Origin of the sequence: Paractinoplanes globisporus DSM 43857 (assembly GCF_000379645.1) — a bacterium.
GTDB classification, from domain to species: Bacteria; Actinomycetota; Actinomycetes; order Mycobacteriales; family Micromonosporaceae; genus Actinoplanes; species Actinoplanes globisporus.
In genome coordinates this window covers 116,271-129,190 of sequence record NZ_KB903297.1, presented here as the reverse complement: position 1 = coordinate 129,190, position 12,920 = coordinate 116,271, and the positions used below count along the sequence as shown (strand labels likewise).

General features: G+C 70.4%; 8 protein-coding genes and 1 tRNA gene. 5 read left to right on the top strand and 4 right to left on the bottom strand.

From position 1 onward, the window contains the following. Nucleotides 1-5: 5 nt before the first annotated feature. Together A3CQ_RS0111305 and A3CQ_RS0111300 are read left to right on the top strand one after the other, a co-directional pair. Nucleotides 6-983 (top strand): aldo/keto reductase, encoded by a 978-nt coding sequence (locus tag A3CQ_RS0111305; RefSeq protein WP_026205569.1) that lies wholly within the window; start codon nucleotides 6-8, stop codon nucleotides 981-983. A gap of 85 nt (nucleotides 984-1,068) precedes the next feature. Beyond that, a complete protein-coding gene (locus tag A3CQ_RS0111300) occupies nucleotides 1,069-3,318 on the top strand; it encodes a putative bifunctional diguanylate cyclase/phosphodiesterase (RefSeq protein ID WP_020511046.1) in 2,250 nt (749 codons plus the stop codon). Nucleotides 3,319-3,925: 607 nt separating this feature from the next. Here A3CQ_RS0111300 and lon read toward each other — a convergent pair. After that, entirely contained in the window at nucleotides 3,926-6,178 is a 2,253-nt protein-coding gene (gene lon / locus A3CQ_RS0111295) for an endopeptidase La (protein WP_245577191.1), read from the bottom strand. Between the two features lie 265 nt (nucleotides 6,179-6,443). Continuing rightward, complete coding sequence (locus tag A3CQ_RS0111290; RefSeq protein ID WP_051115226.1) at nucleotides 6,444-7,166, bottom strand: IucA/IucC family C-terminal-domain containing protein; 723 nt, start codon at nucleotides 7,164-7,166, stop codon at nucleotides 6,444-6,446. A 342-nt stretch (nucleotides 7,167-7,508) separates the two neighbouring features. Here A3CQ_RS0111290 and A3CQ_RS0111285 point away from each other — a divergent pair, with 342 nt between their 5' ends. Next, nucleotides 7,509-9,041 (top strand): peptide deformylase, encoded by a 1,533-nt coding sequence (locus tag A3CQ_RS0111285; RefSeq protein WP_026205567.1) that lies wholly within the window; start codon nucleotides 7,509-7,511, stop codon nucleotides 9,039-9,041. Here the strand turns inward: A3CQ_RS0111285 and A3CQ_RS0111280 are convergent. Then, on the bottom strand, nucleotides 9,035-10,153 hold the full coding sequence (locus A3CQ_RS0111280) for a globin domain-containing protein (RefSeq protein WP_026205566.1): 1,119 nt from the start codon (nucleotides 10,151-10,153) through the stop codon (nucleotides 9,035-9,037). The genes A3CQ_RS0111285 and A3CQ_RS0111280 overlap by 7 nt on opposite strands. A 139-nt stretch (nucleotides 10,154-10,292) precedes the next feature. Here A3CQ_RS0111280 and A3CQ_RS0111275 point away from each other — a divergent pair, with 139 nt between their 5' ends. Beyond that, complete coding sequence (locus tag A3CQ_RS0111275) at nucleotides 10,293-11,060, top strand: CPBP family intramembrane glutamic endopeptidase (RefSeq protein ID WP_157295709.1); 768 nt, start codon at nucleotides 10,293-10,295, stop codon at nucleotides 11,058-11,060. Here A3CQ_RS0111275 and A3CQ_RS62670 read toward each other — a convergent pair. Further along, nucleotides 11,040-12,095 carry a hypothetical protein gene (locus A3CQ_RS62670; protein ID WP_169516270.1) on the bottom strand — a complete coding sequence of 352 codons (1,056 nt, stop codon included), beginning with the start codon at nucleotides 12,093-12,095 and terminating at the stop codon, nucleotides 11,040-11,042. The genes A3CQ_RS0111275 and A3CQ_RS62670 overlap by 21 nt on opposite strands. 704 nt (nucleotides 12,096-12,799) lie before the next feature. Here A3CQ_RS62670 and A3CQ_RS0111265 point away from each other — a divergent pair. Further along, nucleotides 12,800-12,890 (top strand) — tRNA-Ser (locus A3CQ_RS0111265). The last annotated feature ends 30 nt before the right edge of the window (nucleotides 12,891-12,920 follow it).

The following is a 12,920-nucleotide window of genomic DNA, read 5'->3' as shown; positions in this document are numbered from 1 at the left end:
GCGACATGCGGACAACCAAGCTTGGCAACGACGGTCCCGAGGTCGGTGTCATCGGTCTCGGATGCATGGGCATGACCCACGCGTACGACATGGCGGCCACCCGCGACGACGCGACCTCGATCGCCGTCATCCATCAGGCCCTCGACCTCGGCATGACGCTGATCGACACGGCCGACGTCTACGGGCCGCACGACAACGAGGAACTGGTCGGCCGGGCCCTTTCCGGTGGGCACCGCGAGCGTGCCGTGCTCGCCACCAAGGTCGGCCTGGTCACCGCCCTCGGCTCGACCCCGGGCGGCAGCTCACCGGGCTCGGTCCGCAACGGCCGGCCCGCGTACGTCCGCGAGTCGATCGACGGCAGCCTCCGCCGCCTGCGTACCGACCATGTCGACCTCTACCAGCTGCATCGGGTCGACCCTGAGGTCCCGATCGAGGAGACCTGGGGAGCGATGGCCGAGATCGTGGCGGCCGGCAAGGCGCGGCGGATCGGCCTCTCCGAGGTCACGGTCGACGAGATCAAGCGCGCCGAGGCCGTACACCCGGTTTCGTCGGTGCAGTCGGAGTTGTCGCTCTGGACCCGCGACCCGCTGGAATCGGTGCTGCCGTACTGCGTCGAGCAGGGCATCGCCTTCCTCCCGTTCTCCCCGCTGGGCCGAGGATTCCTGGCGGGCCGCTTCGCCTCGTTCGACGACCTGCCGGAGGACGACTTCCGCCGCCGCTTGCCGCGCTTCCAGCAGGAGGCCCTGGAATCGAACCTGGCCATCGTCGCCCTGGTGCGCGAGGTGGCCGACCGTCTCGGCGTCACCGCCGCCCAGGTCGCCCTGGCCTGGGTCCTCGCACAGGGACCGCGGGTGATCCCGATCCCCGGCACCAAGACCCCGAAGTACCTGCACGACAACGCCGGCGCGGCGGCCGTCACACTTTCCGCGGCCGACCTCGATTCGCTGAACGACGTCCCGGCGCCCACGGGGACCCGCTATTAGGTAGGTCGCATCACATCGTTCAATTCGACGGCGCCGCTGCCGATCAGTCGAAGGACCACCGGAGGGTCCACGACGAGGAGGCGAGGTGGAGGCGCAGCGCCGGCGAGCCTGGTACCCGTCGATCGCGGTCGTGCTGGCCGTGACGGATGTCCTGCTGATCTTGCTGGGTACCCGCGTCGGCTTCCCGAAGCTGCTGGTGTGGGTGCCGGCCGTGGCCGGTCCCGCGCTCGCGTTCGCCGCATTCCGCGGTGCCGGGGCGCTGACCGGCGGGGCGTTGCGTACCTTTTGGCGGCGCCTGTCGCTCGGCATGGGCACCGTCGTGGTGGCGGCGCTCAGCCAGGCCATCGACGTCAGCACCACGCGATACTCCGGAATGCCGCCGATCGGGGCGCGCACCCTTCTGCTGTACGTGATCGGCACGGTGCTGGCGATCTCCGCGATGCTGCGGCTGCCGGGCGGAGGCCGCAGCTGGCGGCAGCTGACCACGGCCGTCCTCGACGTCGCGGTGGTGGCGGTGACCGCCGGGATCGCCGCCTCGCAGTACGTGGGCTGGTTCATCGACCGGTTCGGGGTCAGCGCCTCGGCGTGGTGGCTGAACATCGCGATGATGGCGATCGCCGTGGCCGGGGTCGTGGTCGTCGTAAAGATCATGTCGGCGCGCCGCAGCCCGGTGCCCCGGTCCGCCCTGTGGTGGCTGGCGCCGGTCGGGCTCTGTGGGCCGCTGTCCACGGTCCTGATGTCGGTGCTGAGCCCGTGGCCGCACCTCAACGGCAGTGCCGCGGTGCTGCCGTTCGTCGGCATGTTCGGGGTGCTGGCCGCGTACGCGCAGCGCCGCGCGATGACCGCGGGCGCCGGCGGCGCACACCCGTCGCGCTCGCTCAACCCGTCGGCGCATCGGCGCGGTACCGCCGTGCCCCTGGTCGCCACCGGCCTCACCAGCGTGCTGCTGGCGACCGTCTTTGTGCGCACCGGACACCTGACCGTCGTCCAGGTCGGCGGCACCGCGTTGTTGCTGCTGCTGGTCGTGGCGCGGCAGGCCGTGGCGCTCGCCGACAACGCCACTCTGCTGACCACAGTCGCGCACCAGGCGATGCACGACGACCTCACCGGCCTGTTCGGCCGCCGCTACTTCACGGCCGCCGTCGCCGGCGCCCGCGGCCCGCACACCGTCGTGCTGATCGACCTGAAGGAGTTCCGGACGCTCAACGACGGGCTGGGACCCGATGCCGGCGACGAGCTGCTGGTCGCGTACGCGTCACGGCTCGGTGGGCTCGCCGGTGACGGGACGGTGGTGGCCCGCCTCGGCGGTGACGAGTTCGGCCTGCTCCTGGCCGGGACCCAGTCGGACGTCGCCGACCGTGTGGTGGCCGCCAACGCCGAACCGCTGCACGCCGCCGGCCATGAGGTGCTGGTCGACGTCTCGGTCGGGATCGCGGAAGGGGATGCCGGCGACCTTTACCGCCGGGCCGAGCTCGCGCTGCGGGAGGCGATGACCGGTACCGGTGGGAGCGTGATCCGCTACGACGCGTCCCTCGAGCGCGAGCTGACCCAGCGGGCCACGATCGCCGCCGACCTGCGCCGCGGGCTGACGGCCGGCGAGTTCCACATGCTGTACCAGCCGATCGTCGAGCTGCCGCACGGGCGTTTGGTCGGGGTGGAGGCTCTGGTCCGCTGGACTCGCGCGGACGGCCGGGTCGTATCGCCGGCGGACTTCATCCCGATCGCCGAGGACACCGGCCTGATCGTCGACCTCGGCGCCTGGATCATCGACACGGTGTGCGCTCAGGCCGCCGCCTGGCAGCGCGAGCACGGCCCGGAGGCGCTGCGCTCGGTCGCCGTCAACGTCTCGGCCCGGCAGCTGCTCGACCCCGGACTCCCGGACCTGGTCGCCGGCGCGCTCGCCGGTCACGGCGTACCGGCGAAATTGCTAACTGTCGAGATCACCGAGACGGCCGTCTTCGGCGGCGGGCGCGCGCTGGCCACCGTGCACGCCCTCTCCGAGCTGGGCGTCAGCCTGGCCCTGGACGACTTCGGCACCGGGCACTCGTCGCTCGGCCTGCTGCGCACCTGCCCGGTGGACGCCATCAAGGTCGACAAGTCCTTCGTCGACGGCCTCGGTGGCACGCCGCAGCAGGAGGCGATCGTCACCGCCCTGACCGGCATCGCCGAGACCATGGGATTGCGTACGGTTGCCGAAGGAGTCGAGACGGCCGAGCAGGCGCAGCGGTTGTTCGAGCTCGGTTACCGGTACGCACAGGGCTTTTTGTTCGCCCGTCCCCTGCCCCCATCGGCCATCGACGCGATGCTTCAGCAGAACCACCACATCGCCGCCTGATTCTCGGAACTGAGAAACCCCTGGTCGCAGGGCTGTCGACGCATTCCGTGGGGGCGAACAAAAGCGGTAGGCGATCTTTGGCGCCCTTGTCCTGTTCACCACGATTATGTCGGCGGGCGCGGTCTACTGGGCCGCCACGATCGCGGTCGGCGGGGCCTGGTGGGTGGCCGCCATCGTGGCCGCGATCCGGGGTTTCGGGGTCTTCTACATCGACAAATGGCTGGTCTCGGTCCACATCGACAAGCCCGACCCCGACCATCGCTCCCACGACCCAGCCGGCGCCCCGCGCTTCATCGTCCAGGACAGCTTCTACCTGGGCACCTGGGCCGGTACCGACCCGAATGATGGCACCTGGCACCGGCAGAGCAGCCGGCCCGCCAAGGCCAAGTACTGGTTCGCCAACGGCCTGGGCGTGGCGGTCGACTGTGTACGGTCGGCCGCCGGCTACACGGTTCGCTTCACCGACGAACACCGGGAGAACTGGACCTACTGGGCCCACGTGACCGACAACACCTGGATCCCGGTCGCCACGCTGAAGGAGGTCTCGGCGGACGGCGCGAATGTCGAAGCCCGATCTCCGCCTGGTGGGCGGAGATCGGGCTCATCATCAGGCTGCTGCGACGAGGCCGGCCGAGACCGGCTCCAGCGCCGTGTTCAGGATTTCCCGTACGTCGGAGACGATGTGGACGGTCAGCGCCTTCAGCACATCGGCCGGGACGTCATCGAGGTCGGGCTCGTTGCGCTGCGGCAGGTAGACCTCGGTGAGGCCGGCCCGCTGGGCAGCCAGCAGCTTCTGCTTCACCCCGCCGATCGGCAGAACCCGGCCGGTCAGCGAGACCTCGCCGGTCATCCCGACGTCAGCGCGCACGTTGCGGCCGACCAGCAGCGAGACCAGCGCGGTCGTCATGGTGACGCCGGCCGACGGACCGTCCTTGGGCACCGCGCCCGCCGGCACGTGCAGGTGGATCGGGTGGTCCAACTGCTCCGGCGAGATGCCCAGCTCGTCGGCGTGCGCCCGGACGTAGGAGAGCGCGATCTGCGCCGACTCCTTCATCACGTCCCCGAGCTGGCCGGTGACCGAAAGGCCACCCTTGTCGCCGGGCAGCAGCGACGCCTCGATGTAGAGGACATCGCCGCCCATCCCGGTCACGGCCAGGCCGGTGGACACGCCCGGGACAGCCGTGCGCTCGGACGACTCCGGGGTGAACCGCGGCCGCCCGATCAGGTCCTTGAGGTCGGCGGCGTCGACGGTGGCCGGCAGGTCTCCCAGGGCGGCCTTGCGGAACGCCTTGGCGAGCAGCCGCTCGAACGACCGGACGCCGGCCTCGCGGGTGTAGTTGGCCGCGATCTCCCGGAGCGCGTCCTCGGTGACGGTCACCTCACCGGCGGACAGGGCGGCCCGCTCCAGCTGCCGGGGCACCAGGAAGTCGCGGGCGATGGCGACCTTGTCGTTCTCGGTGTAGCCGTCGATCGAGATCAGCTCCATCCGGTCGAACAGCGCCTGCGGGATGGTGTCGAGCACGTTCGCGGTCGCGATGAACAGCACGTCGGACAGGTCGAGGTCCAGGTCGAGGTAGTGGTCGCGGAACGTGTGGTTCTGCGCCGGGTCCAGCACCTCCAGCAGCGCCGCCGCGGGGTCGCCACGGTAGTCGCTGCCGACCTTGTCGACCTCGTCGAGCAGCACGACCGGGTTCATCGAGCCGGCCTCCTTGATGGCCCGCACGATGCGTCCGGGCAGGGCGCCGACGTACGTCCGGCGGTGGCCGCGGATCTCGGCCTCGTCCCGGACGCCACCCAGGGCGACCCGGACGAACTTGCGGCCGAGCGTGCGCGCGACCGACTCGCCCAGCGAGGTCTTACCGACCCCGGGCGGGCCGGCCAGCAGGATCACCGCGCCGGACCCACGGCCGCCGACGAGCGACAGGCCACGGGACTCGCGGCGGGCGCGGACGCCGAGGTACTCGACGATGCGGTCCTTGACCTCGGTCAGGCCGTGGTGGTCGGCGTCGAGCACCGCCCGGGCCGCGGCCAGGTCGGTGCTGTCGGTGGTGCGGACACTCCAGGGCAGGTCCAGCACGGTGTCGAGCCAGGTGCGGATCCAGCCGGCCTCCGGGTTCTGGTCGCCGGCCCGCTCCAGCTTGTCGACCTCGCGCAGCGCGGCCTCGCGTACGGCGTCGGGCAGATCGGCCGCCTCGACCCGCGTGCGGTAGTCGTCGGTGCCGTCCGCGTCGCCCTCGCCGAGCTCCTTGCGGATCGCCTTGAGCTGCTCGCGCAGCAGGTACTCCCGGTTGCGCTTCTCGACCGACTCGCGTACGTCGTGCTCGATCTTGTCGCTCACCTCGGACTCGGCCAGGAAGTCCCGGGTCCACTCGATGAGCAGCCGCAGCCGGGCCTCGACGTCCGGGGTCTCCAGCAGCTCACGCTTGCGGTCGTTGGACAGATACGAAGCCCAGCCCGCGGTGTCGGCCAGGTCGCCCGGGTCGTCGATGGCGCTGACCGAGTCGATGACCTGCCACGCCTCGCGGCGCTGCAGCACCGAGACGACCAGCTGCTTGTATTCGGCGGCCAGCTCACGGGCGTGCTCGCCCGGCGTACCGGCCGCGATTGGTTCGGCCTCGACCCACAGCGCCGCGCCCGGCCCGGTCACGCCGCTGCCGATGCGGGCCCGGACGCTGGTGCGCAGAACGGCGGCCGGAGAGCCACCCCGGAACTTGCCGACGCGCTCGACGCTTGCCACCACGCCGTAGGACGCGTACCGGTTCTCCAGCCGCGGAGCGATCAGCAGCTCGGACTCGGCCGAGGTGCGCGCCGCGTCAACGGCGGCCAGCGCCGCCTCATCCAGCTCGATGGGGACGACCATGCCCGGGAGCAGGACAACGTCGTCGAGGAACAACACGGGGAGTCGCTTGCTCGCCACGGGGGCACCTCCGAAAGTTGAGTACGAGCGACTCAACCAAGAAGCGCCCACCTCTCTTCCGCCGTTCACTCCCAGCGAAACACCATCCAGACTTCACCGAGCGCCATGGAGCGCGGGTGGCGGGCGGGACAGCCCGGCGGCCGCGGTCGGAGGGTGACCAACGACGGTGCTTGGCGCTCGACCGGGCGCTTTTACTTCCCCCGTACGATCAATGGCTTTTGATGCAGCAGCCGCGGCAGACCTTGGGGGTGGGCAGGGTGAAGGCCAAGCAGCAGGTTTTGCGTTGGACATCCAGTTTGCCCGACTCGTCCGCGATGAGCTCGACCAGGTCGATGACGCCCAGAGCCTCGTGGAGGCGGGTGATCGTGTCGGCGGAGGAGCCGGGGAGGACGTCGGCCGAGCGGAGGACGCCGTAGGCGACGCCGGAGGCCAGGGAGCCCAGGAGGGTGCGCTTGCCGAGGCGGACGCGGTCGTGGATCGCGTTGAGCAGCGGCGTCAGGTGCTCGTCGAGGAGGGAGCGGCGGAATTCCGCCAGGAGCGCCTCCTCGTCGGGGACCACCCGGATCCGTGGGTGACCGGTCAGCGCTAGCGGGTCGTTGGGGAGGACCGCGACGGGGGTGTCGGGGCGCAGGCCGAGCGTGACCAGCGGGCGTGGGTCGCGGAAGTGCATGAGCACGTTCGTGCTGGTCAGCAGGGGTACGCGGCGGGCCGAGGCGTAACCGAGGACGGCCGGCAACGCCAGCCAGTACGTGTACGCCTTCCAGGCCAGCGCGGCGGCGGCGTGGGGCTGGGCGTTCCAGCGGGTGCCGGCGGACTCCAGGAGCAGGTCCAGGCCCTCGCCGGCCAGCAGCGACGTGGGGCGCCAGGAAAGCGTGTCGTGAACCACGAGGTCGGGGGCCAGGCCGGGGATCTCGGTGCTCGTGCCGAACATCGCGGTCAGCGTCGCGGTGACGGGGGACAGCGGGTTGCGCGTGCGAGTGTCGAGGGCAGTGGTCACTGACCGCTACCGCCCCGCGGCGACATATTCACCGCTTCACCTCGCACATCTCCGTTGAACCCTGCTGCAAGACGACCCACCGTACACCTCTAAGGCTAGCCTAACCAATAGCCCAACCCGATCTTTCGGACGAATACCCTCAGCAAGGGTTGCCTAACTCGCCGTTTATGCGTTGCCGGATTCGTCAAGGTATCTGTCGGCAACGCGCTACTAGCACCTTGCGGACACGACGGGGCGGAGACACTTGAGTCACTCGTCGCGAAGGGGACATCGATGATGACCACCTCGCCCGTCGAGCGGGCCGCTGACCAATTTGTGACGGCGCTGGCGCATTGGCGGGTCGAGCGCGGGATGAGCAAGAAACAACTTGCCGCGCGCATGGGGTTCGACCCCTCCTATGTGAGTCATGTCGAGGGGCGGCGACATAAGCCGACGGAAGACTTCGCCCGCCGCGCGGAGGCCGTGCTGGGTGCCGGCGGGGTGATTTGGCAGCGCTTCCAGGAGTACGACGAGCTTCGGCACGCCCGGGCGACGACGTTGCACCGCGACCCGCCCGTGCCGGTCCAGTGGCTGCCGCCGGGCACCGGGCTGATCGTCGAGCAGGAGGTCGCCGACCTTCGCTACGAGGACGGTCTCTACCGCTGCCGGGTGCGGCGGAACCTGTACAACGCGGGCGCCGAGCCCGTCACGCGGTACCTCGTGAAGATCGCCGTGGACCGCTACCCGCACGACCCGGCCGGCTCCAACCGGCATCACCGCGAGAACCCACTGACCTTCGAGGAGATGCAGCTCGAGGCGCTGGCCGGGGAGGGCGCGGCCACCGAGCGGATGCACTGGCGGGTCAAGCTCGACCGGGACGCGGCCAAGGAGGTCTGGCTGCTGTTCGCGAACGAGCAGGGTCAGTTCCCGCTCTACCCCGGCGAACGGACGGTGATCGAGTACGCGTACTCGGTGGGCGTCGAGAAATGGGGGCAGTGGTTTCAGCGTGCGGTACGCCTGCCGACCCGGCGGCTGACCGTGCGGCTCGACTTCCCGGCCGTGTTCGACCCGCAGGTGTGGGGCGTGGAGACGTCGCTGGCCGCCGAGGTGCCGGTGCGGACTCCGCTCGAGCGGCACGAGGAGGACGACCGGGCGATCTTCGAGTGGTCGACCGACGCGCCGCAGCTGAACGCGCGCTACCGCCTCGAGTGGCGGTTCCGGGGGCCGGGCGCGCCGTCGTACGCGGAGTTCGCCCCCGCCCAGCTCAACGGCCGGCCGCGCGCCTCGCGGCAGATGCGCGGCATCGGCATCGTCCAGCGCGGCTCCGACCTGCTGCGCCAGCGGGCCCGGCATTTCCAGCTGCCCCGGGAGGAGACCGAGGCGCGGGACGCGGTGAGCGCCCTGCTCGGCGCGCTGGGCCGCCTCGAGGAGCTGCACGACTTCAGCAAGGGCGTCGGGCTGGCCGCGCCGCAGATCGGGCGGTCGGTGGCGGCGGCCATCGTGCGCGGGCCCGAGCCGGGAGCCGAGCCGATCGTGCTGCTCAACCCCCGGGTGGTGTACGAGTCGGCCGACCGCGACGAGCAGTACGAGGGGTGCCTGTCGTTCTTCGACTACCGCGGCCTGGTTCGGCGGCCGCTGCGGATCGACGTGGAGCACGCCCGCTACGACGGCGCTCGGGTGATCACGTCGTTCGAGCGGGCGATGGCACGACTGGTGGCGCACGAGATCGACCACCTCGAGGGCCGGTTGTACGTGGACCGGATGAGCTCGGAGTCCCATCTGGTGCCGGTCGCGGTCTACCAGCAGACCGGCAAGCCGTGGGATTACTGACCCATCTCGGTGAAGCTGTCGTACTTTATCCGGATTGATGGGACCTGGAGCTCGGCCAGCGTCTTCAGCGTCGACTTCACCATGACGCCCGAGCCCGACACGAAGAAGTCGTGATCGCTCCACGGGCCGTACCGGGCGACCACATCGGAGATGTTGCCCTGCTCGCCCGGGAACGTCGGGTCCTCGCTGCACGCGGTCACCACCGAGAGCCAGGGGTAGCGCGCCGCGAGCCGGTTGAGGTCGGCCAGGTCGTAGAGGTCCTCCCGGTTACGCGCCCCGAAGAAGACGTGCACCCAGCGGGTCCGGTTGTACCGGGTCAGCTCCTCCAGCAGCGACTTGATCGGCGCGAGCCCGGTGCCGCCGGCGATGAACACCGCGTCCCGGGTCGAGCGCCGGTCCAGGTTCATCGTGCCCATCGGCGCCGCCAGCTTGATCATGTCGCCGATCGCGAGCCGGCGCACCAGCGCGCTCGACACCCAGCCCGCGCCCACCGCCCGGACGTGGAATTCGAGCGTGTTGTCCCGGCGCGGCGCGTTCGCCACCGAATAGGTACGCCACAGGCGCGGCTGATATCTCGGGCATTCGATGCTCAGGTACTGCCCGGCGCGGAACTCGAGCGGCTGCAGCGGCTGGACCGTGAACACGGCGATGTCCTGGGAGCGGCGCTCGTGGGCCACCACCTCGGCGTACCAGTACGGCGGGTTCGGGTCGGCGTCGGCACCGGCCATCATCCGGGCCGCGATCACCGCGTACGCGTCGGCCCAGGCCTGGTCGTACTCGATGCTCCACTGCTCGCCCGCGAATGCTCGCATGGCCTCGATCAATGCGCCACCCACCACCTCGTAGTGCACCGGTTCCACGTGGAACTTCCGGTGATCCCGGCCGAGCCCCCGCAGGTATTCGTCGAACTTCTCCGGATCGTCGAGCGTCTGCACGGCGGTCACGATCGCGTGCAGCAGCCGGGACCGCTGGAGATCCATCTGCACCGGGAACAGGTCGCGCACGTCCGGGTGTGACAGGAAAACCCGGGCGTAGAAGTAGCCGGCGACCTTGTCCTGATGCTCCTCGACTAGGCTCCAGCTCTCCTTGAGCAAGCGTGCGAGGTCTCCCATGCATTCAGCGTGGTCATGACATTCCCCAAAGCGACGCACGAAAAGTGCGACTCGTCTCAGTCTGCGGCGCGTCGCTTGCCCGGATAGGTCCGTTTGTGCTTAGACGAGGTCTCTCTTTCGAGCTCTTAGAGTGGTCGGCGTGACCCTTGATCGAGTCCAGGCCACCCGGCGCATCCTCACCATCGAGGTCGTCATCGTCCTGCTGGTGTCGCTCGGGCAATCGGCGATCTACGCGGTGGTGTCGCTCGTCGCCAAGCTGACCGCCGGCAAGCCGCTCTCACAGCAGGCGGCGGTGCTGAACGCGTCCCAGTCGCCGCGGCCCTACCTCGACCTGACGTACCAGCTGCTCGGCATCTTCTTCGACCTGGTGCCGGTGGCGCTGGCGCTCTATCTGCTGATGCGCGACCGCATCCCCGTGCGCAAGACCCTAGGCCTGACGGCCTCCAAGCCCGGCTTCGACCTCGGCTGGGGTGCGTTGCTGGCCGCCGGCATCGGGATTCCCGGGCTGCTTCTGGTGTACGTCGCTCAGCTGCTCGGCCTGAACGCAAGGATCGTGCCGGCCGCCTTGCAGTCGGTCTGGTGGGCGGTACCGGTGCTCATCCTCGCGGCCATCCAGAACGCGATCCTCGAAGAAGTGATCGTCGTCGGCTACCTGATCACGCGGCTACGGTCGATGTCGGTCCCGCTGGGCTGGGTCGTGGTCGCGTCGGCCGTGCTGCGCGGGTCGTACCACCTCTATCAGGGCTTCGGCGCGTTCGTGGGCAACGCCGTGATGGGGGTGGTGTTCGCGCTGTTCTTCCTGCGGTTCAAGCGCGTGATGCCGCTGATCGTGGCGCACAGCCTGCTGGACATCACGGCGTTCGTCGGCTACACGCTGCTGCCGCACTCATGGCTGACCTGGGTCTAGTGCCTTCCGGTAGTAGGCCTCGGCCCGAGCGGCGACCATCTGCGCCGAGGCCCTGCTGGTCAGCACGGCGGCGAGCAGGCTCGTGCCCGGGAAGTAGCGGTTGACCAGGCGCACGGCGGTCCATCCGCCGGCCTGCGCGCCGAGCATCCGGCCCAGCCGCCAGACCGCGCCGCTGAGGCTGCCGTCCTCGTAGGCCGGGAGCGCGGCGGCGGCGAGTGCCGCCTCCGCATCCGACCTAGTCGGATGGACGCGGGTGATGACCAACAGGTCGACCGCACGCTGCGGGTCCGCCGGATCCAGGCCGTACGCCGCGGCCAGGTGCAAAACAATCTCGGCGTGCGTGATCGCGGCCGTTCCCAGCAGCGTGATCGGCGCGTACGACCCGGCAACCGCGCCAAAGATGCTGGTCAAGCCGCCGAAGCGGGTGAACTGGTGTTTCGCCAGGCGAGCCAGCGCCCGATCGGGCGCCGTGGGGTAGGCGTCGCGGGTGCGGGCGGACCAGTCCCTGGCCTTGGGGCCGAGGGTCTGGACGGCGGCGAGGGCTAGCAACTCGGGGGCATGGCCGGGGTCGGCGATGAGCTTGGACCAGGCTTCGGTGCGGGGGGTTTCTTCGGGCGCGGGCGCGTCTTCGTGCCGGGCCTCGGCCAGCTCTTGATGCTGGATCTCGGGCGCGTTTTCGCGTCGGGTCTCGGCCGGCTCTTCGTGCTGGGTCGCGGGCGCCTCATCGCGCTGGGTCTCTGGCTCCTCCCGCTGGGTCTCCGGCGCCTCTTCCCGCCGGGTCTCGGCCACTTCCTCGCGCGGCGTCTCGGTCGTCTCTTCCGGTGCCGTCTCGATTGCCACGACGGGGGTCGGGGCGGGCGTGGGCTCGGGCGGGGTGGGGACGGCGGCGTCGGATTCCGGCGTCGCTGTGGGTGCCGCCGCCGCGGGTTCCGGCTGTGCGGCCAGCGCGGGTGCCGCCTGTGCCTCTGGCGCGGGGGTTGGCGCGGCCTTGTGGGGTGCGCGCTTGGCTGGGGCTGCCTTCTTGACTGGAGCCACTTTCGCCGGGGCTGCATTCTTGGCTGGGGTCGCCTTGGCTGGGGCGACGTTCTCCGCTGGGGTCAGGCTTGTGGCCGGGGCGGCCTTCTTGGCCGGAGTCGCCTTCTTCGCGGCCGCCGCCTTCTTTGCCGCAGCGCGCTTGGCTGGCGCCGGGGGCGTCGCGGGTGGCGGGGCTGGGGGTTCCGCGGGCGGCGGTGCTGACGGGTCTGCCTCGTTCGCCGGGGAGGAGGGCTGGGTGGGGATCTCCGGGGTCTTCTCGGCCGGTGGGCGGGGCTGGCGAGCCTTCCGGGGCGCCGCCTTTGCGCCGGATTCCTCGGCTGAGCGCCGCTGCGTACGGGAACCGGGATTTTGGGAGGAACGGCCGGAACCTCCGGCAGGTGCCGAACCCTCGCCCGGGTGATTCTCGGCACTGGGCGGCTGGAACGTGATCGCCGGAGCCGCCTTGGCGGGCCGGCGCGGCGCCGGAGCAGGCGGTTTCTCCTCCGGCGCGGGCTCTGCGGGCGCGGTGAACGCGGGCCCGACGGAACGACCGCGACGCTCGCTGGGCGGCTTCTCCTCCATGCCGTGGCAGCCTAGTCGTAAGTCCGGCGTTTCACCTGCTGGAGTCCGGTGCACAACCCCGCCGCGCGGCAGGTGGGCAACCTCTTTGTGCCGCCCAGACCGGGTCCGGTATCCTCAAGCGTCGGCAGCTTGAGGGCTGCCGTGGAGACTTCGCCTAGTCTGGTCTATGGCGCCGCACTGCTAATGCGGTTGGGGTTTTAAAGCCCCTCCCGGGTTCGAATCCCGGAGTCTCCGCGTCTCGAGCCGGTGTGTATGCTGGCGGAG

What these genes read in the sequence shown, in the direction of transcription:
- A3CQ_RS0111285 (WP_026205567.1), top strand. Translation starts at nt 7,509, where the DNA reads ATGACCACCTCGCCCGTCGAGCGGGCCGCTGACCAATTTGTGACGGCG.
- A3CQ_RS0111280 (WP_026205566.1), bottom strand. Translation starts at nt 10,153, where the DNA reads ATGGGAGACCTCGCACGCTTGCTCAAGGAGAGCTGGAGCCTAGTCGAG.
- lon (WP_245577191.1), bottom strand. Translation starts at nt 6,178, where the DNA reads ATGGTCGTCCCCATCGAGCTGGATGAGGCGGCGCTGGCCGCCGTTGAC.
- A3CQ_RS0111290 (WP_051115226.1), bottom strand. Translation starts at nt 7,166, where the DNA reads ATGTTCGGCACGAGCACCGAGATCCCCGGCCTGGCCCCCGACCTCGTG.
- A3CQ_RS0111305 (WP_026205569.1), top strand. Translation starts at nt 6, where the DNA reads ATGCGGACAACCAAGCTTGGCAACGACGGTCCCGAGGTCGGTGTCATC.